General features: G+C 39.0%; 22 protein-coding genes. 15 read left to right on the top strand and 7 right to left on the bottom strand.

Going from position 1 to position 19259, the window contains the following annotated elements; translation table 11 throughout:
- Positions 1–1047, bottom strand: coding sequence for a tRNA preQ1(34) S-adenosylmethionine ribosyltransferase-isomerase QueA (gene queA, locus T7867_RS02005; RefSeq protein ID WP_068220752.1), 1047 nt, complete (start codon positions 1045–1047; stop codon positions 1–3).
- 279 nt (positions 1048–1326) lie between these two features.
- Between queA and T7867_RS02000 the strand changes: the two genes are divergently transcribed.
- Positions 1327–2562 (top strand): ABC transporter permease, encoded by a 1236-nt coding sequence (locus T7867_RS02000; protein ID WP_245660223.1) that lies wholly within the window; start codon positions 1327–1329, stop codon positions 2560–2562.
- A 70-nt stretch (positions 2563–2632) separates the two neighbouring features.
- On the opposite strand, the gene recA is transcribed toward T7867_RS02000, so the two are convergent.
- On the bottom strand, positions 2633–3652 hold the full coding sequence (recA, locus tag T7867_RS01995; RefSeq protein WP_068219065.1) for a recombinase RecA: 1020 nt from the start codon (positions 3650–3652) through the stop codon (positions 2633–2635).
- A gap of 99 nt (positions 3653–3751) precedes the next feature.
- Here recA and T7867_RS01990 point away from each other — a divergent pair, with 99 nt between their 5' ends.
- The 9 genes from T7867_RS01990 to tsf all read left to right on the top strand — a co-directional run bounded on the left by T7867_RS01990 (position 3752) and on the right by tsf (position 10912).
- Positions 3752–4792: an aminopeptidase gene (locus T7867_RS01990; protein ID WP_068219067.1), complete on the top strand. Its 1041-nt coding sequence runs from the start codon at positions 3752–3754 to the stop codon at positions 4790–4792.
- A 44-nt stretch (positions 4793–4836) separates the two neighbouring features.
- Positions 4837–5640: a DUF3108 domain-containing protein gene (locus T7867_RS01985; protein WP_068219070.1), complete on the top strand. Its 804-nt coding sequence runs from the start codon at positions 4837–4839 to the stop codon at positions 5638–5640.
- 67 nt (positions 5641–5707) lie between these two features.
- Positions 5708–6394 (top strand): response regulator transcription factor, encoded by a 687-nt coding sequence (locus T7867_RS01980; RefSeq protein ID WP_068219073.1) that lies wholly within the window; start codon positions 5708–5710, stop codon positions 6392–6394.
- Entirely contained in the window at positions 6395–7501 is a 1107-nt protein-coding gene (locus tag T7867_RS01975; protein ID WP_068219075.1) for a sensor histidine kinase, read from the top strand. It abuts the gene before it with no gap.
- A complete protein-coding gene (locus T7867_RS01970; protein WP_317038751.1) occupies positions 7501–8211 on the top strand; it encodes an RluA family pseudouridine synthase in 711 nt (236 codons plus the stop codon). Before T7867_RS01975 ends, T7867_RS01970 begins: the two co-directional genes overlap by 1 nt.
- 135 nt (positions 8212–8346) lie before the next feature.
- The gene (gene rplM, locus T7867_RS01965) at positions 8347–8790 is read left to right on the top strand and encodes a 50S ribosomal protein L13 (RefSeq protein WP_068219081.1); all 444 of its coding nucleotides are present in this window, start codon (positions 8347–8349) and stop codon (positions 8788–8790) included.
- Positions 8791–8800: 10 nt separating this feature from the next.
- A complete protein-coding gene (rpsI, locus tag T7867_RS01960) occupies positions 8801–9187 on the top strand; it encodes a 30S ribosomal protein S9 (protein WP_068219084.1) in 387 nt (128 codons plus the stop codon).
- Positions 9188–9211: 24 nt separating this feature from the next.
- Positions 9212–9982 (top strand): 30S ribosomal protein S2, encoded by a 771-nt coding sequence (gene rpsB / locus T7867_RS01955; RefSeq protein ID WP_068219088.1) that lies wholly within the window; start codon positions 9212–9214, stop codon positions 9980–9982.
- Between the two features lie 96 nt (positions 9983–10078).
- Positions 10079–10912, top strand: a complete 834-nt coding sequence (gene tsf / locus T7867_RS01950; RefSeq protein WP_068219091.1) for a translation elongation factor Ts — start codon at positions 10079–10081, stop codon at positions 10910–10912.
- A 125-nt stretch (positions 10913–11037) separates the two neighbouring features.
- Here tsf and T7867_RS01945 read toward each other — a convergent pair whose 3' ends face one another.
- From T7867_RS01945 to T7867_RS01925, 5 genes are all read right to left on the bottom strand, one after another.
- Positions 11038–11517, bottom strand: coding sequence for a hypothetical protein (locus tag T7867_RS01945; protein WP_068219095.1), 480 nt, complete (start codon positions 11515–11517; stop codon positions 11038–11040).
- Positions 11504–12649, bottom strand: a complete 1146-nt coding sequence (locus tag T7867_RS01940; RefSeq protein ID WP_068219098.1) for a DUF4221 family protein — start codon at positions 12647–12649, stop codon at positions 11504–11506. Before T7867_RS01940 ends, T7867_RS01945 begins: the two co-directional genes overlap by 14 nt.
- Before the next feature lie 64 nt (positions 12650–12713).
- The gene (locus T7867_RS01935; RefSeq protein WP_157717570.1) at positions 12714–12920 is read right to left on the bottom strand and encodes a hypothetical protein; all 207 of its coding nucleotides are present in this window, start codon (positions 12918–12920) and stop codon (positions 12714–12716) included.
- Between the two features lie 556 nt (positions 12921–13476).
- Complete coding sequence (locus T7867_RS01930) at positions 13477–14412, bottom strand: MBL fold metallo-hydrolase (RefSeq protein ID WP_068220755.1); 936 nt, start codon at positions 14410–14412, stop codon at positions 13477–13479.
- Between the two features lie 43 nt (positions 14413–14455).
- On the bottom strand, positions 14456–14629 hold the full coding sequence (locus tag T7867_RS01925; RefSeq protein WP_185101236.1) for a hypothetical protein: 174 nt from the start codon (positions 14627–14629) through the stop codon (positions 14456–14458).
- A gap of 580 nt (positions 14630–15209) precedes the next feature.
- Between T7867_RS01925 and T7867_RS01920 the strand changes: the two genes are divergently transcribed.
- The 5 genes from T7867_RS01920 to T7867_RS01900 all read left to right on the top strand — a co-directional run bounded on the left by T7867_RS01920 (position 15210) and on the right by T7867_RS01900 (position 19235).
- On the top strand, positions 15210–15749 hold the full coding sequence (locus T7867_RS01920) for an RNA polymerase sigma factor (protein WP_068219102.1): 540 nt from the start codon (positions 15210–15212) through the stop codon (positions 15747–15749).
- Positions 15750–15753: 4 nt separating this feature from the next.
- A complete protein-coding gene (locus T7867_RS01915) occupies positions 15754–16626 on the top strand; it encodes a DUF4097 family beta strand repeat-containing protein (protein ID WP_068219105.1) in 873 nt (290 codons plus the stop codon).
- A 5-nt stretch (positions 16627–16631) separates the two neighbouring features.
- The gene (locus T7867_RS01910; protein ID WP_157717571.1) at positions 16632–17426 is read left to right on the top strand and encodes a HEAT repeat domain-containing protein; all 795 of its coding nucleotides are present in this window, start codon (positions 16632–16634) and stop codon (positions 17424–17426) included.
- A 17-nt stretch (positions 17427–17443) separates the two neighbouring features.
- Positions 17444–18478: a DUF4097 family beta strand repeat-containing protein gene (locus T7867_RS01905; protein ID WP_157717572.1), complete on the top strand. Its 1035-nt coding sequence runs from the start codon at positions 17444–17446 to the stop codon at positions 18476–18478.
- A 139-nt stretch (positions 18479–18617) separates the two neighbouring features.
- Positions 18618–19235 carry a LolA family protein gene (locus T7867_RS01900; RefSeq protein WP_068219114.1) on the top strand — a complete coding sequence of 206 codons (618 nt, stop codon included), beginning with the start codon at positions 18618–18620 and terminating at the stop codon, positions 19233–19235.
- The last annotated feature ends 24 nt before the right edge of the window (positions 19236–19259 follow it).

Genomic DNA, 19259 nt, shown 5'->3' with positions numbered 1-19259 from the left:
TTAGATAATTAGCATGGCATCACCATAGCTGAAGAATCTATATTTCTCTTTGATAGCCTCTTTGTAGGCTTTCATTACATTCTCGTAACCACCAAAAGCGGCTGCCTGCATCAATAATGTAGACTCAGGTAAGTGGAAGTTAGTCACTAAGGCATTACAGATTTTGAACTCGTAAGGAGGGAAGATAAACTTATCTGTCCATGCTGAGTTCGCTTTTAACCTGCCTCCCGCTGAAACCGAAGATTCTAATGCTCTCATTGAAGTTGTTCCAATAGAAACCACTCTTTTCTTCTCATCTAGCGCTCTGTTTACTAGCTGAGCAGTTGGTTCTCCAATGCTGTAGTTTTCAGAGTCCATTTTGTGCTTAGTTAGGTCTTCAACATCTACCGGACGGAAGGTGCCTAAGCCAATATGAAGCGTAATTGGAGTAACATCAATGCCTTTAATTTCCAATCTCTTTAAAACCTGCATGGTAAAATGGAGGCCAGCTACTGGTGCAGCCACTGCTCCTACATGCTTAGCATAAATTGTTTGGAAACGCTCTCTATCCTCTGGCTCTGTGTCTCTTGGGATAGTTCTTGGGAGCGGAGTCTCGCCTAAAGTATCGATGGTTTTGTAGAATTCTTCATCGGTACCATCGAACAGGAATCTGATGGTTCTACCTCTAGATGTAGTGTTGTCGATAACCTCAGCTACCAACTCACCTTCTCCGAAGTAGAGCTTATTACCTACACGGATTTTTCTAGCAGGATCTACCAACACATCCCAAAGGTGCATTTCCTGGTTGAGTTCTCTCAAAAGGAATACCTCAATTTGGGCGCCTGTCTTCTCTTTTTGGCCATAAAGCCTAGCAGGGAAAACTTTAGTGTCGTTGTTAACCATCACATCACCTTCATCGAAATAGTCCACAATGTCTTTAAAGACCTTGTGTTCAATTTCTCCAGTGTCGCGGTGCAACACCAACATTCTTGACTCGTCTCTGTTTTCGGCTGGATATTTGGCAATTCGGTCTTGAGGTAACTCAAACTTGAATGCCGATAATTTCATTTTCTCGATACTCAATTCTCCTGTCTTTTGAAATAGCTGGCAAAGATAAAAAATAAATAATGAGCGACATAAGGTAAGTTGAGCAAATGAATAATTCAAGTAAAGAATTAAAGAAGTAGTGCTTCTCCACTCAACCACCTTAACTTCCTTTCGCTCCATGAATTCACTTTTTTAACCATTAAAGGTTTGAGCATGTTTACTTTTTCCGATTCTTTACGTTGCAATAGTAACCACTAAAAGCTAGGTCGATTTATGCGCTTTGGTATCTTTTTGAAATTAATGGGCGAAAGTATTCGCTTTGCAATTCAGGTCTTAACTACAAACCTCCTCAGAACAACGCTCTCTTTGTTAGGTGTAACCATTGGTATTATGCTGATTATTTCGGTATTCACCATGGTGGATTCATTGGAGAAAAATATTCGCGATAGCCTCGATTTTCTTGGCTCAAACGTGGTTACTGTAGATAAATTCCCGTTCGGAACAGGGCCAGACCCTAATTATCCGTGGTGGAAATACTTCAGAAGACCCAATAATAGCTACTCTGAATTTGAGTTTTTGCAGGCTAATTTAAAGAATGCTGCCGCTATTACTATTGTAGGGCAAGCTTCTACAACCGCCAGATATGGTAGTAGTAGTTTGGGAGGAACAGACCTTTGGGGAATGACCTACCAGTATAAAGATGTATATGAGGTAGATATTGCTCAAGGTAGATATTTCACTCAGCAAGAAATAGAAGGGGGGAGAAATGTGGCGATCATCGGTGATGAAATTGCCCAAACACTTTTTCCTAATGAAAGTGCTATAGGGAAAGATATTAAGGTTCGGGGCTTTAAGGTTCGGGTAATTGGAATAATGACCAAAGAAGGCGAGAGCTTTATAGGTACACCAAGTAGTGACGACCGAATATATATTCCTTATAAGATGTTTAACAAAATGTACTACATCGGTTCAAGATGGGGTATAAACCCTTCTCTAGCTGTGAAAGGCTTTGAAGACGATATAGGAATGGTGGAACTTCAAAATGAGATGGAAGGGCTGCTTAGAAAAGTTCGTGGACTTCGTCCTAAAGAAGAATCTAATTTTGCGCTAAACAGGCCAGAAGCTATTGCTGAAGCATTGGGTGGTATTTTTGATGTGCTAGGTCTTGCTGGTTGGGTAATCGGAGGTTTTGCCATTTTGGTAGGAGGCTTCGGAATTATGAACATCATGTTTGTGTCTGTACAAGAAAGAACCAAGCTTATAGGAATTCAAAAGTCGCTTGGGGCTAAAAATTATTTCATTCTATTCCAATTCTTGTTCGAATCTGTTTTTCTATGCTTGTTCGGAGGAGCCATTGGGGTATTCATTGTCTTCCTACTTACATTCATTCCGTTCGGCACCTTAGAAGTTACATTGAGTGTTAAGAATATTTTATTGGGTGTAGTGGTGTCTAGTATAATTGGGGTGGTTTCTGGAATTATCCCTTCTGCAAAAGCAGCTAGACTAGACCCGGTAGAAGCTATGAGAGCTGGTTAAGAATTTGATTGTTTAAAATAAGAAAGGCTACTCATCGAGTAGCCTTTTCTGTTTCTATTTTAGAGTAATATTATTCCTCTCCTTCGGCAGGAACTTCGCCACTGATGTGAGCCTTAATTTTACCCTCAAGCTCTTCTGATAATTCAGGGTTGTCTTCAATGAGCGATTTTACTGCATCGCGCCCTTGGCCAAGCTTTTCGTTGCCATAAGAGAACCATGAACCAGCTTTCTTAATAATGCCTAATTCAACCCCAATGTCTAGAATTTCACCTGACTTTGAGATTCCCTGACCATACATAATGTCAAACTCAACCACTTTGAATGGAGGCGCTACTTTGTTTTTCACAACCTTTACTCTAGTGCGGTTACCCATAATGTTGTCTGCACTCTCTTTAATCTGACCGATTCGTCTAATATCTAAACGAACAGAAGCATAGAATTTAAGGGCGTTACCACCAGTTGTGGTTTCTGGGTTTCCAAACATTACGCCAATCTTCTCTCTTAACTGGTTAATGAAAATACACGCACAACCCGTCTTATTAATGGTACCTGTTAGTTTTCTTAATGCTTGTGACATTAAGCGAGCTTGAAGCCCCATTTTGCTGTCGCCCATTTCTCCTTCAAGTTCACCTTTAGGAACCAAGGCGGCTACTGAGTCAATAACAATAATGTCTAATGCACCAGAACGAATTAAGTGTTCTGCAATTTCTAAGGCTTGTTCTCCATTGTCTGGCTGAGAGATCAATAGGTTTTCAGTATCTATTCCTAATTTCTCTGCATATGTTTTGTCAAAGGCATGCTCTGCATCAATAAAAGCGGCTAAGCCTCCTTTTTTCTGTGCTTCGGCAATGCAATGCATGGTTAGTGTGGTTTTACCAGAAGATTCTGGCCCGTAGATTTCAATCACTCTTCCGCGAGGAATACCACCAATGCCCAAGGCAATGTCTAGCCCTAGTGAACCGGTTGGTATAGAAGGGAGGTCAACAACTTTTTCATCACTTAGCTTCATTACAGTGCCCTTGCCGTAAGATTTTTCCAACTTGTCTATAGTGAGCTGAAGTGCTTTTAGTTTTTCTTTATTATCACTCATGTTAATTGGGTAAGACTTGAAAGATGTGCGTTTAGAGTGTGAAGATAGCAGTAAAGCCTGCAATACACAACCATATAATCTTTGTAATTTCGCTGCCCTATGAAGGTCAAGAAAATCTTAAAATGGGTAGGCTTAAGTCTATTGCTGATAATCATAGTTTTAGGAGTTTGGCAGCGAGAACTTGTTGCTTATGGGTGGCTTCAACTCAAAGGGCAGCTTAACGTAGTGAATAATGCTATTCCATTAGAAGAGTTTATGGAGTTGCCAACTACCACTGAAGAGCAAAAGAAAAAGGTAGAGATAGTACTAGAGGCTAAGCAATTTGCTTTTGAGGAATTGGGGATTAATTATTCCGAAAACTATTCTAAGATATTTGATCAGCAGGGAAAGCCATCTATGTATGTAGTAACTGCTTGCGATCCGTATTATTTCAGACCCAGAATGTGGAAGTTTCCTGTGGTGGGTAGTGTGCCTTATAAAGGGTTCTTTGAATTAGAGAAAGCTAGGGAAGAAGCAAATAGAATAAAGACTGAAGAAGCAATAGAGGTAGATATCAGAACAGCCGGTGGATGGTCGACATTAGGTTGGTTTCAAGACCCTGTGCTTAGCAATATGCTCAATAGGTCTGAAGGAGATTTGGCTAGTTTAATTATTCATGAGCTAACCCATGGAACCCTCTTTGTGAAAGATTCTGTCACTTTCAATGAAAACCTCGCATCTTTTATAGGAGATAAAGGAGCAGTAATGTTCTTGGAGAAAAAATATGGTAAAGGTTCTGCTCAAGTGACGGACTATCAGCAGAGTCTTAAAGATGAAGTTACTTTTAAAAACTACATGCTAGGTGCGGCACAGCACCTAGATTCTGTTTATAAGGCAATGGTAGACTTATCGATAGATGAAAAGGAACAATTGAAATCTGATGCGTTACTAAGAATAAGAAACAATTATGATACGTTATCGTTTGGTTCTGAGGTATATCAGGGTTACTTTAAAGAACGTACGCCTAAAAACACTTTCTTCATGTCCATGCTTCGGTACAACAGTCAGCAAGAAGAATTGGAAAGACAATTGCAAGACGACTTTGGAGGAGATTTACTGGCTTATTTGACTTACTTAAAAAAACGCTTTCCTTCGCTATAACTTTTTTTGGTATGGCCTTTGTCAAGTGAAGGGTAAAAGAAGAAATGAAAAAGACACTACTTGCCATATTTCTACTAACTGCTTTCGGTTTGAAGGCACAGAAATATGAACTTTCAAAAGAAATTCCCTTTCAACCAGGAGAGAAAATTGAGTTGAAAGCTACTGTCGGTTTCATAAGAGCTGCAGAAGCAACCTTTTCTGTTAGCGATGTAATTTATACTATTAATAATAAGCCTACTTGGAAGATAGATATCAATGCTAAAACGGTAGGTGTTTTCGAGTTTTTCTCTTCAGTCAGAGATAATTGGGGTACTTATTATGATACCACCAGTTTAGTGCCTCAGCAGTTTTATAGATACATAAAAGAAGGAAGGTTTCGTAAAAATGAGATTCTTTACTTCGATCATGATAAAGATTCAGTAACTGTAGCTAAGCTTCATAAAGAAACCATGAAGCTGGAGAGTCAAAAAGATCACGCTATTCCTGAAAACGTTCAGGATATGGTAAGTGGCTATTATTATCTGCGTTCCATTGATTTCGATAAGATTAAGGAGGGAGAATTGATTGTGATCAATACTTTCTTTGACGACAAGCAAAAGCCTTTTGCGGTAAAATTCATGGGTAGAGAGGTGCTCAAGACCAAACTGGGAGATGTGAATGCCCTCGTACTTGTGCCAATGATGAAAAAGGATAGCCTGTTTGAAGAAGATAACACCCTTAAAATTTGGTTATCTGACGACCTAAATAAAATTCCATTGAAGGTTCAGGCTAAAATCTATGTTGGTTATCTCAATGTAGAACTGAAAAATGTCGAGAATTTGCGACATCCACTCTCAATCATAGAGTAAACTATCAAATACATGTTGCCTAAAAGCTTTCAAAAACTATATCTTTGAGCAATTAATAAGACAACTCATGGCGAATAAGCAGAGCCCCAAGGTCTTGGTGGTAGATGATGATCCGGATATTCTGGAGCTTTTAAAGTACAACCTCAAGAAGGAAGGATACGATGTTGAAACTGCTGAAGACGGAATGAAAGGAGTTTCAATTGCTAAAAGATTTACTCCAGAGCTCATTTTGTTAGATATAATGATGCCTCAGCAAGATGGTGTAGAGACTTGTCGTCAAATTAGGGAGATTCCTGAAATGGCAGATGCTCATATCATTTTCCTAACTGCAAGGGCTGAAGAATATTCAGAGGTAGCCGCTTTTGAAGCTGGAGCAGATGACTACATCACAAAGCCTATTAAGCCTAGAGCTTTAATGAGTAGAATTAGTGCCCTTTTTAGAAAAGAAAGTAAGAATAAATCTAAGCCGCAGGTAGTGGCCGGAGATCTTACTATAGATAGGTCTAGTTATACCGTTTCAGCAAATGGTAACCAGTTTACCTTGCCCAAGAAAGAGTTCGAACTCCTTTACTTTTTGGCTCAGAACCCTAATAAGGTTTATAGCAGAGACGAATTGCTTCAAAATATTTGGGGTACAGACGTTTATGTATTAGCCAGAACAGTTGATGTTCACATTAGAAAAGTGCGTGAAAAAATAGGAGATGGCTACATCTCTACAGTGAAGGGCGTAGGCTACAAGTTCGAAGTCAACTAAATGTATTTTAAGTCGAGAGTTGTAGCACTGGTGCTGGCTGCCTTAGTGGCCATAGTTACCACTGCATTCTTATCTCTCTTGCCAGATTCTACGCCAACTGTAATGCTGGTGGCTGGCTTGCTCTCTTTTGCAGTTACCTACTTGTTGGTTTATGTGACCTTCGAGTTTTTGGTTATGAAGGAGATAGGTGAAATCTACAATGTGCTCAATAAGATGCGCAAAAAAGATTTCTCCTTTATAGAAGAATATGATAATGGTAACTCAAACCACCCCCTAAAGCGGATTAATCAAGAGATATATAAGTACGGAATTAATCGTCATCGAGAGATTGAGGACCTTAAAAAACTCGAGGCTTTTAGAAGAGAGTTTTTAGCAGATGTGAGTCACGAGTTGAAGACTCCCGTGTTTGCCGCACAAGGTTTTGTCCATACTCTATTGGACGGAGCTATAGATGATAAAAAGATTCGTAAGAAATTCTTGAAGCGTGCAGCCAAGAGTTTGGATAATCTCGACTCACTTATTCAAGACTTGCTAACCCTTTCTCAAATTGAAACTGGTGAAATTAAGATGCATTTCGAGCATTTTAATATTGTTTCAATAGCCGAAGAGGTAATAGATCAGATGGAAAGTAAAGCAGAAGATAAGAACCTTACCGTAAGGTTCGATTCTGCTTATGAAACACCCATCTTCGTTCATGCCGATGCAGACAGAATTTATCGAGTGTTAACCAACTTGGTGTCAAACGCTATTAAGTACACGCTAGAAGGCGGTGTTCAAATAGGCTTTGAGGTAAAAAGTGAAAAAGTGCTCGTATATGTGAAGGATACTGGGGTGGGTATTCCACCAGAGCATCTTACTAGAATCTTCGAACGATTCTTTAGAGTGGAGAAGTCTAGGTCTAAGGAAATGGGCGGTACGGGACTTGGCCTAGCAATTGTAAAGCATATTCTAGAAGCGCATAACACCAAAGTCAGTGTAATCAGTACGGTAGGAAAAGGTTCAACCTTCAGCTTTAAGTTGCCAATAGGTCAAAGCGCTGAAGAAATGGAGGAGGAGTTAGAAGAAGAAAGGCTTGAGCTAGAGTCTTTAGGGGAGGATAATAGATAATGAAGCTAGATTTTAAATCGCTAGTCTTATTTGAAGACGATAATTTTTTGGTAGCCAACAAGCCTCCGTACATTTCATCGCTAGACGATCGGAACAATGATGTGAATCTTCAGATGCTGGCCAAGCGATATGACGAATCACTTTCTGCCTGTCATAGATTAGATAAAGAAACTTCTGGTTGTTTGTTGTTCGCTAAAAATGCCGAGGCTTACCGACATGCCTCCATTCAGTTCGAAAAACGAACCGTAGACAAGGTTTACCACGCATTTGTGAATGGTATTCATGAATTCAGAAACCTAAAGGTTGAGCTACCTATACTCTCTTTAAATAAAGGTAGTGTAGTGATAGACTTTAAAGGAAAGCCTGCAACTACCATTTTCAATACATTGGAGGTTTATAAAAGGCACTCTTTAATAGAGTGTAGACCAGAAACGGGTAGAATGCACCAGATAAGAATTCATCTAAGTAAAAAAGAGGCACCTATTATAAACGACCCTTTGTATGGAGGGGCTCCTTTGTTCTTGTCTGAGATTAAAAAGAAGTTCAATTTGGGTAAGTATGAAGAGGAGCAACCACTTATTAAACGATTTGCCTTACATGCCTTTGCCTTAAGTTTTCGCTCCTTAAATAACGAAGAGGTAACTGTTCAAGCAGGCTATCCGAAAGATTTAAGGGTTATAGAAAAGCAATTAAAAGCTAATAGGTACTAGATTGGGCTCCAATCCCTCTGGTTTTCAATTAATTTGCAAGCCTATGTTGGAATTGAAAAATCAAACTTCTATCTTTGTGTCCCTTTTTACGGGAAGGTCTGAATAAAGTATTTAAAGTCAATAAATTATACTGAAGTGGATACACTAAGTTATAAGACAGTATCGGCAAACAAAGCGACAGTAGACAAGCAGTGGGTGTTGGTCGATGCCGAGTCTAAAACATTGGGAAGATTGGCCAGCGAAGTGGCTAAAATCATCAGAGGTAAGAACAAGCCTAGTTTTACTCCACATGTAGATTGTGGTGATAATGTAATTGTTATCAATGCCGATAAAGTAAGACTTACAGGTAAAAAGTGGACTGACAGAGTATACCTAAGTTATACTGGTTACCCTGGCGGTCAGAAGAGAACTACTCCAAGAGAATTGAAAGCAAAATCTTCTACTCTTCTAGTGGAAAGAGCTGTAAGGGGTATGTTGCCTAAGAACAGATTGGGAAGAAGTATTTTCCACAACCTGCATGTTTATGAAGGAACAGAGCATCCTCATGAAGCTCAAAAACCAAAAGTTGTAGAATTATAAGAAGCCTTCAATGGAAGTAATTAATACTATAGGAAGAAGAAAAACATCAGTTGCAAGATTGTACATGCAACCTGGTAAAGGTGAAATCTCTATCAACGGAAGAAACCTTGGTGAATACTTCGGTTCTGATGTGATGGAAATTGTTGTTAAGCAGCCATTGGTTAAAGTTAACCAAGAGTCTAACTTTGATCTTAGAATCAATGTAGATGGTGGTGGACCAAAAGGTCAGGCTGAGGCTATTAGAATGGCTATCTCAAGAGCACTTTGCGAAGCTGATGCAGAATTCAGACCTGCTTTGAAGAGCGAAGGTTTCTTAACTCGTGACCCTAGAATGGTTGAGCGTAAGAAATACGGTAAGAGAAAAGCAAGAAGATCATTCCAGTTCTCGAAACGTTAATTCGAATTAATTTCAAAATATATAATGTTTAATTTAACTCATAAAGACTTACTTGATGCTGGTGTTCACTTCGGACACTTAACGAGAAAGTGGGATCCAAGAATGGCTCCGTACATCTTCATGGAGAAGAACGGAATCCATATCATCGATCTTAATCAAACCCTTAGCAGCCTCGAAGAAGCGTCAAACGCTGTTAAGAACATCGTACGTTCTGGTAGAAAAGTTATGTTCGTAGCTACTAAGAAACAGGCAAGAGCGCTTGTTTCTGAAGAGGCTAAGAGATTGAACATGCCTTTCGTGACGGAAAGATGGTTAGGTGGTATGTTAACCAACTTCGCGACCATTAGAAAGTCATTAAAGAAGCTTCAGGGAATTGATAAGCTCATGAAAGATGAGGCTTACAAAGCTTTGGCTAAGAAAGAAAGATTAATGAAAACCCGTGAAAAAGCTAAATTAGAGAAGCTTTTAGGTGGTATCACTGATCTTACTAGACTTCCTGCAGCACTTTTCGTTATCGATGTAAAAAGAGAGCACATTGCAGTAGCTGAGGCGCACAAACTAGGTATCCCGGTTTTTGCACTTTGCGACACTAACTCTAACCCTAACGATGTAGACTTCCCAATTCCTGGTAATGATGATGCGTTCAAGTCGATCGAAATCATTACTCAAGCATTCGGTAAGGCTATCGAAGAAGGTCTTGCTCAAAGAAAGGTAGATAAAGAAGAGAGAGAAAGAGAGAAGGCCGAGCAAGAGAAGAAAGATGTTGATGCTCAACCAGAAAATCAAGACGCATAATTAATTGACAAAAACTTGATATAAATTGAACATTGAATTCGCTTCGATGTTCAATTTTTGTTTTAACCAAATTAGGAATCATAAATAACTCATAAAATGGCTATTACAGCAACAGACGTTAACAAACTAAGACAAATGACCGGTGCCGGTATGATGGATTGTAAAAAGGCATTGGTTGAAGCAGATGGCGATTTCGATAAAGCCATTGAAATCCTTCGTAAGAAAGGTCAGAAGCTTTCAGAGAAAAGAGCTGACAGAGAGACAAAAGAAGGTAGCGTGTTTGTAAGAACTAGTGAAGACAAAACTTCTGCTATCATCATTTCATTCACTTGTGAGACTGACTTCGTAGCTAAAAACGATGACTTCCAATCTTTAGGTAATGAAATTGCTGATGCTGCAATGGCTAACAAACCTGCCGACCTAGCTGCTTTGAACGAGTTGAGCCTTGGCGAACTTACTGTTCAAGCAAAAGTAACTGAGTACATCGGTAAAATTGGTGAGAAGCTAGCGGTTAATCACTATGAAACTCTTACTTCTGAGCAAGTTGCTTCATACATTCACTCTAACGGTAAATTAGGTGTTCTTGTGGCATTGACTGGCACAGATGGTAATGATGTTGCTGAAGCTGGTAAAGATGTTGGAATGCAGATCGCTGCTATGAACCCTGTAGCTGTTGATAAAGACGGTGTAGACCAAGCAACTATTGAGAAAGAAGTAGAGATCGGTAAAGAGCAAGCGAGAGCTGAAGGTAAGCCAGAGCAAATCATTGAGAAAATTGCAATGGGTAAGTTGAACAAGTTCTTCCAAGAGAATACTTTGTTGAGCCAGCCTTTCGTAAAAGATTCTAAGCAATCTGTTCAGCAATACTTAGATTCAGTAAACAAAGGAATGACCGTTACTGAATTCAAAAGAGTAGCTATCGGAGACTAGTTTTCTGATTAAATATAGTGCTTAAAAAGCAGTCCCGAGTGATCAGGGCTGCTTTTTTGGCTTTCAGGTAATAGCCCTTTATAGCTGGAATCGTTGTGAAGAAAATAAACTAGGGGAATTGGTCTCTATCTCAAGTCTTTCAATCTTATAGCCAGAGTATCTAGAGCTTGCTCATTGTATGGAGATACTTCTTCTATTTGGACTGCTTTCTTGTCTTTTAAATATACTATGCTAGGATAAATACTTGCCAAAGTAGAAGAATAAAATATATTATCCGTATCAACAAAAACATTTTCTCGTTCCACCAAATCTCTACCTAATTTTAGTTTTAATCCCTTTATTGAGGAAACTGCTGTAAATATAATGTCTAATTGATTTGTTCTGTCAATATTAGTCATTACAAAATTCTCTGAATTAGTTATGCAGCCTTCGCAGCCAGCATTAGGTATAATAAGTATAGCCGTCTCTAAATAGAATTCATGATTTAGATTTCCAGATTTGATAATTGAATTAACTTCTTCAAGCTTAGGGTTTGAATTTTTTGAGCAAGCGATTACGAGTATAGAAATGAATAGGATGATTATCTTTGACTTATTTTTTAACATAGAGATACTTTTTAAAGACTAGGATATCCTCATTATTTTTTTCGTAAAGGTTATCTTTAAGATATATTCCATCAACAGTTGCAAATGCTTCGTCATTTAACATGATATCTTTTACTTCTCCTATTTTTTGGAACGAAGAATCTAACAGTATTACACCTGTAAAGGTGTTGTCATTGGACTTGTTTTTCGATTTACGAGGTTGCTGCATATTTGCTTCTACAGAATTTTCTGTAATCTTAAGGCCGAACGTAATAGTGCGTAGGTATATTTTTTGATATTCATCATATAGGATGTTACGAAACCAGTTGTTACCTACTTGATATTTATAATTATTGAAATCAGTGAAAGATCCCTTGAATTTCGGGGGGGCTTCAGCATTATTAGAACCAGCATAATATTTTTTGATTTCATTGGTCTTAAGATCAATAACACTAATGTGACTATCAAAGGGGACAGAGCTTACATATTTGTTTTCATGCTTATTTAATGTGCCGAATATTGTTTCATTTTTACCTAAGTATTCTTTGAAGTCATCTTCCCATTTCATAAGTAGACGTTTTTCTTTTGTACGAAGGTTGTATTCGAGTAATGGTTTATTGTTGTTTTTCGTTGTAAAATTATTATTTCTTACTGGAATATAGATTGAATTAGTTAATTCATTATAGTTAAAAGAGTTGCTGAAAGTCTGTATTGAAGGATCTGAGTCGTCATAAGACAATAGAAGTTGACTTCTGACAACTTGACCATTGTTGGTAATGACATGAAGTTTATTGGTCAATCTACTAAAAGTGATTATTGAATCTATTCCATCAGTAGTCAGTCTGCTTACCTGCCCAATTCCCGTAGGACCTTCCTTAAAAAGTTTTATGGTTTTTAACTTAGTTCCATTTGCTAATGAAAAGAAATGGAGTTCATATTTGTAATCATCGAATACATAAATGCTATTGGATTTTTTGTCATATCCCACTTTGCTACCGAATCTCTTGGTCGTTGTGTTCAAAGGAAATATTATTCGTTCTTTTAACTCTAAAGTGAGTTTATCTTCAAAAATCACATCTTCTGGTCTTGAGTTGCATCCAGGTAATAAAATATATAAAATTAAAAGGAGGTAGGTGTTGAGTTTATTAGACATTATGACTGATTTTGTGAATTATAAGGTCAGGTACTATAGATTTATAATACCTGACTAATAATATTTACTCTGCTTTACGCGGCATCTTGCATTCTCTTGCCGTAGGATCTAGGGTTCCTTCCTCTTGGCATTTCAAAGATAGCAAGGTTTCACCTTCTTCGTTGGTAGAATAGTCCTTAACGCACCAGTCCTTTGTACCCTCTTTTAAAGTGCAGGTAGCGTTTGAAATCATAGGTGTAAGTACTCCGCACAACATTAGAACGATTGCCATTGATATCGCTTTGATTCTCTTTTTCACGTTTTGAATAATTATTAGTTAACCTACTCACTTTTGTTCAGGCATTTTCGGCATCCTCCTGTTTTTTTGAGCGGCAATACAAAGGCAGTTGTATACAGGACTGAGAGATGTATTGTGTGTGCTCATTCTTCGTTTTGCTTAGCAGCCAGATGAAGTTCTTTTTCTTAAGAATAGTATGAAGTAAGTTATCGAAAACATAAAAGTCAATAAAAAAGTAAAAAACATAATAAAATTAATTCAATGATATTTGAATGCCTAGAAATGGTAGTAAGAAGTGAACTGCTCTGTTAGTTACTAAACATGATTTATTTGGGGGGTAGATGTTGAGTTTTAAAAACAGGTAAGCAATCTGTTCAACAATACTTAGATTCAGTAAACAAAGGAATGACTGTTACTGAATTCAAAAGAGTAGCTATCGGATAATTTTATCCTTCAAGCCCATCAGGCCAAAGGTCAGATGGTATAAAATCAAAAAAAAAGCGACTTCGCAAGAGGTCGCTTTTTTTGTCTGCTAGAATTAATACTGATCTTACTTTTCCTGGAATCCGAAGATTTGCCCTTGCTGCGCCACATTGAAACCAGCCTGGCTTACTTCTTCATATTCTGGACTATTCATGTCCAGAATAGGGTTGGTATGATTGGCATGAATAAAATGAACCTTGGCTTTATCTGTTTTTGATAGCTCACTAAAGAGTTCCATACTTTCTTTAGTGAAAGGATGAGGAATAAGACTCATATCTCTGCCTTCTAGTTCACCGTCTTGGTAGAAGCTGGCATCAATGAGGATGATGTCATTGTTTTTAACTACTTCTCTAATGTCCACGTCCCACTTATTCCATTTGTCAATATCTGGGATGAAAACAACGGACTTTTGGTTGATCTGAATTTTGAACCCGACAGTTTCACTATACTCATCTCTGTGTGGAACAGTAAAGGGCATAACGGAAATATCTTTAGAAAGCTCAACCAAAGTTGAGTCTTGCATGGGTTTAATGCTGATATTATTCAGGCTTACTAATTGATTCCATGGGCCATTTTCTTCCAAGAAAGTCTTCATTTTAGGCATGGCGTGTACAGGAACGCCTGCAGTTCCCATCACTTCTCTGCCCAAATGCATGAGGCCGGTGTAATGACCAATATGGGCATGAGTAAGAAATATGCCGTCTAATGGATAGTCATTCGTTTCTGAGATTTCATCTAGCATTTGTAGCTGTTCTTTGAAATCTGGTGTAGCATCGAACAAGTATCGCTTTTTATTGATTGGGTCTATTAGGCCTAAAGATACCGTGTACAGTGGTTTTCTCTGTCCTAAATTTATGGCTTTCCATTCTTCTTGATAGCCAGCTTGTGGATAGCCAGCGTCTTGTGCTACACCCAATACCATAATAAAGGGAGTTTTCGGGGCAGTGTTTTCTACTTGACTTACCTCGGAGCAGCCTAAAAAAATGAATAAAAAAAGAGCCATAAGAGGCTCTAGTTTTTTTGTTGAAGATGATGCTGTTGTCATATTAGCTACCACAACCTACACAATCAAAATGAGAATCCATAGGTTTAACACCATTCAATTTCATTTTAAGGTTGTGAATTTGGTCTTTAATGTCCATATCATTGAACATGTCTCCAGTAAGCTGAGAAGATAGTTCATCTATCTGCTTTTGTAATTGTTCTGCAGTTTGTTCCATTGCTGGGTATTTGTTTAGGGTACGATGATGAATTTAAAGCTTCTCAACGTCAAATCAAATAACTCTAGTTCATTAACGATGGCTTAAAATTTAAAATGTTGAAAATTAATTGTCGGCCTTGAGTAGTTTTTAGCTAGAGTTCATTGATTCATAAATTTGTCTAAACTAGTCTTAAGGTCTCTCTAAGACTTCAGGTAGAAGGTCGAAGCGAGACGCTTTGACCAGAGTCGGTTTTGGAGATTGGTGCTTGAAAATTGGAATTTAACCCTTGCCCCTTTAGGGGCTCTACATCGGTAGCTTAATGATTAGCAGAATTCATTTTGTGCCTTGAGGTACAAAACATTATTTCACCTAGCCTTCTGGTGACAAGGTGTTCTGTGTGTTTCAAGATTCTGTTTCGGTAACAGCGCGGCAGGCCCGCCAGAGCAGGCCTAGGCGCAAGGGTTTGTGCGGCTGGGCGTCCCCAGAAAATAAAGATTGAATAAAATCTTAAATTGTGTGTAACCATTTCCAAATGGTCGGGTTTCCCCCACTGAATTCTTAAGACGAAGCATTGGATTCAATCTCAGACAACACATTAATGCTAAAGGTTAAGGCCGGCCAACTGGATCAGTTGGGGCTATTGTTTGAACGATACAATAGGCCGTTGTATGGGTTCTTCTTTAAGCTCACCTGCGACCAGGAAGTTAGCGAAGACCTTGTGCAGAATGTGTTTGTGAGGATCATCAAATACCGTCACACTTATAAAGGTGACGGTAAGTTTTCTACCTGGATGTACCACATGGCCAGAAACCTTTTTGCGGATCATTATCGAAAGGAAAAGCGAAGGGGTTATAAAGAAGATGTGGAGACTGCGGACAGGTATTACCAGAATGAAGAAAATGCAGAGCGTTCTAAGATTGCCAGTGAGGAACTGGACATGCTTCAGCTAGCGCTGAATAAACTGCCGGAGGATAAGAAGGAGATTCTTGTGCTCAGCAAGTATCAGGGCATGAAGTACAAAGACATAGCAGATTTGCTCGATTTAACTGAAAGTGCCGTGAAGGTGCGAATCTTTCGCGCGCTGAAGGAGCTAAAAGTGTGCTATGAGAAACTTGAATACGAGGTCGTAAAACCATAAGGAAATGAAAAGGAAATTATTACTCATGTCGGTTGCACTAATGCTTGCCTCAGTGGCATGGGCACAGAGCAAATCGGAAACAATAACCAGGAGCCTGGAGGTCAAAAACAAGAATATTGAATTCTGGTTCTGCGTGTGCAACATTAACGGCAGTGTTGATGTGGAGGCTTATGATGGCAACACGGTGGAAGTAACATTGGAGAAGCGTGTGAATGGTAAAAACCAGGCCGATGTGGATTTGGGAATGCAAGAGTTACAGCTCAAGAGTGAGCAGGGCGATGATTTTGCCAAACTATATGTAAGCATGTCTGGTCAACGCATGACCGAAAAGGCCGATCCGCTTCAGTGTGGCTGGGATTGGAATGGCAATGACAACAGGCGTGACTACTGGTACACTATGGATTATAAGATAAAGGTGCCCAAAGGCATTAGTGTAAAACTCTCTACTGTGAACAAGGGAGATGTCTTTGCCAAGGGCGTAACAGGAAATATTTATGCTTCTAATGTGAATGGAGATGTAACCTTGGAGGGAGTTCAAGGTGATACTAAAGCAAATACGGTAAATGGCAAAGTGGAGGTTTCTTATGTGAAGATGCCTAAGGAGTTTGCCAGTTTCAAAACTGTGAATGGAGATATTGAAATTTTTGTACCATCGGGCGGAAACGGAGTGTTCAACTTCCAGAGTCAGTGGGGCGAAATTTACAGTGACCTTGAGTTTAGCGAGAAGTTGGCACCTAAGGTGACCAAGACTTCAGCAGGAAATGGAACGAAGTATAAAGTATCTAACTCCAACAGCTACCAGTATGGCAGCTCGGGTGGAGCAAGCTTTGAGTTTGAGACACTCAATGGAGATGTATATCTAAGAAAGCAAAAATGATGGAGATGGACGATAAGTACATGTCTTTGATTACCGAATATATTGATGGAACACTCACAGAGGTTCGAAGAGAAGAATTCGAGACTTACGTAAAAGATGGGTTCATTGATATGAAAGAGTTGGAAGAGCTGGCCAGCATGCAAGAGCAGATGTTGCAGGCTCCTGAGCCAGAGCCTTCGGAAGCCTTAAGAACTAACTTCTACCAAATGCTTGCAGAAGAGAATCGTAAGCTGAAGAAACGCAGCAGTCGTGACCTGTTCGGTGAGTTTGTTCAAGCCCTGTTCTCAACAAACAAAGGCAGGCTAGCTTTCGGCTTCAGTGTATTGATGCTCGGTCTTTTTATGGGAAATGTTTTCTCTAGGTCTGCATACACTGGTCAGGTAGAAAGCCTTAGCAACCAGATGGCAGACATGAAAGAGGTAATGATGATGACCATGCTCGAAGGTGAGTCTGTAAGCCAGAGGCTTAAGGGGGTTCAGATGAGCAGTGGGTTGGTGAGCGAAAATAAGGATGTAACCGATGCTCTTTTGCTGACCCTGAATAATGATGAGAACACCAATGTGAGATTGGCCGCTTTGGCTTCATTGGCAGAATATGCCGAAGATCCTGCTATAAGGGAGGGCTTGGTGAGCAGTATAACACAACAAAAATCGCCATTGGTTATGGTGGCAATGGCAGAGCTGATGGTCGAATTACAGGAGTCGCAAGCCAAAAAGGAATTTGAGCCTATTCTAAATGCTGAAAATACACCAGATGATGTGAAATCAGCGCTTCGTCAGAATTTAGATAAAATCATGTAACAGAAAAGATGAAAGAAATGAGAATTACAAGATCACTATTGTGTGGAGTGCTAGTGTTCGCTTTAGTAGCGCCTACAATGGCACAGAACGAAGAGGTGAAGGTAGATCAGAAGTTGAAAGTGAAAGCTGACCCAAATGTACAAGTAGAAGTAGATCCGGTCATTGATCTAAATTTTGATACAAACATTGAGGTGGGGTCCGATTTTGAAGCGAACATTCAGGCTTTTGCTGAAAGTACCGTTGAGCGCGTGTTGGATGGTTTTGGAATGGCCAACTTAGAAAAGGACAAGCAAAAAAATAAAGCTGAATACCAAGAAACTACTCAAGAGGTAGAGATTCCACTTTCTAAGCCAGGCGAAAGAGGTGTGCTTGATGTAGATACTAAGAATGGTAAGATAAAAATCACTGCTTATGACGGGCCTACTGTTAAGGTTAAAATGACTAAGTATGAGAAGAAGGTAAAGAAAGATGAGTCTGCCGGAGGATTGCGATTGGTGAGTAGTGGTGGTTTTAATTTTGAAGCAAGCGAAAACAATAACCTTGTAAAAGTTGAAAACGAAGGCTGGAACGACCGTGTAGATTTTGAAATTCAGGTGCCTAGAAACTTCAATATTAAGGCGGAGGCCTATAATAATGGAAGCATTGAAATAGATGGGGTTAATGGCGAACTTAACATAGAAAGTTATAATGGCCCCATTACCTTGAATAATATTTCTGGTTCGGCAAGTGCATCGACCTATAACGGGTCTATAGTTGCGGTTTTCACAAAAGTTTCGGCCGATGTAGCCATGGCTTTTAGCACTTACAATGGAGATGTAGATGTTAGTGTGCCGAACGGAACCAAGTTCTCTCCTAAGATGAAGACTAATAGGGAGATTTATACTGACTTTGAATCATTCAGCATAAAAGAGTCTAAGCCTGTCACCAAAAAACCTGCTAAAGGTGGTTTTAATGTGAAATATGAAAACTGGGTAGAGGCCGATTTGAACGGTGGAGGAGCAGAAGTAATGATGAAAACTACTAATGGCAATATTTTTATTCGAAAGAAATAACTGTTAGTCAAATACATTTTTAATCCTGTGAATAGCAATTCAAAGGATTTTTCTATTTTTGATATACTCAACCGGTGGAACTCAATAGCCAGTCAGCTCAATTTGCCCCAACTTTGAAAATTAAGAGCTTTAAAAAATTATGAAGACACTGATGAAATCCGTTACACTGACCCTCTTGCTATTGATTGGAGCCAATCTTATGGCTCAAGATGCTACCAGCAAAGTGCAAGAACTTTATAATAAGTACAGCAACATTCCTAAGTATAGAGTAAACGTTGTCTATGAGGCTGTAAATGACAACATGGGCTTCAAAAATGTACAAGAGGGAATTTTAGCAGTAGATGGTGAAAAATACATATTGAAGTATGGACCAAATGAAACTTGGTTAGATGATGGTAAAACCGAGTATATTGGTACCAAAGAGCCAGACCATTCTCAGATAATGTACTTCTGTTCTGGGCAGAATACCGAGGCAATTATTGACTTTGGTGAAGCTATGACCTTCTTTGGTTCTGGTCACTCTGGTTCTGTGGATGGTTCAATGTTGAAATTAAAGCCATCTTCAAGTGCTGCCTATAAAGAAATTCATGTAGAATTTAGTGGTAGCGACATTATGTCTATCACAGCTTTAGACGATTTCGGAACTGCACATAAATACACCTTCTCTAACTTCTCTACTAACACTTCGGGGACTAGCTTTACCATTAACCCTGGAGAGTACTATGAAAAGATAGATGAAAGAAGAGGATGTAATTAAGAATTTGAATTTGCCAAGCAACTA

Origin of the sequence: Roseivirga spongicola, from assembly GCF_034376045.1 — a bacterium.
Classification (GTDB): Bacteria; Bacteroidota; Bacteroidia; order Cytophagales; family Cyclobacteriaceae; genus Roseivirga; species Roseivirga spongicola.
This window is presented reverse-complemented; position numbering and strand designations above follow the sequence as displayed.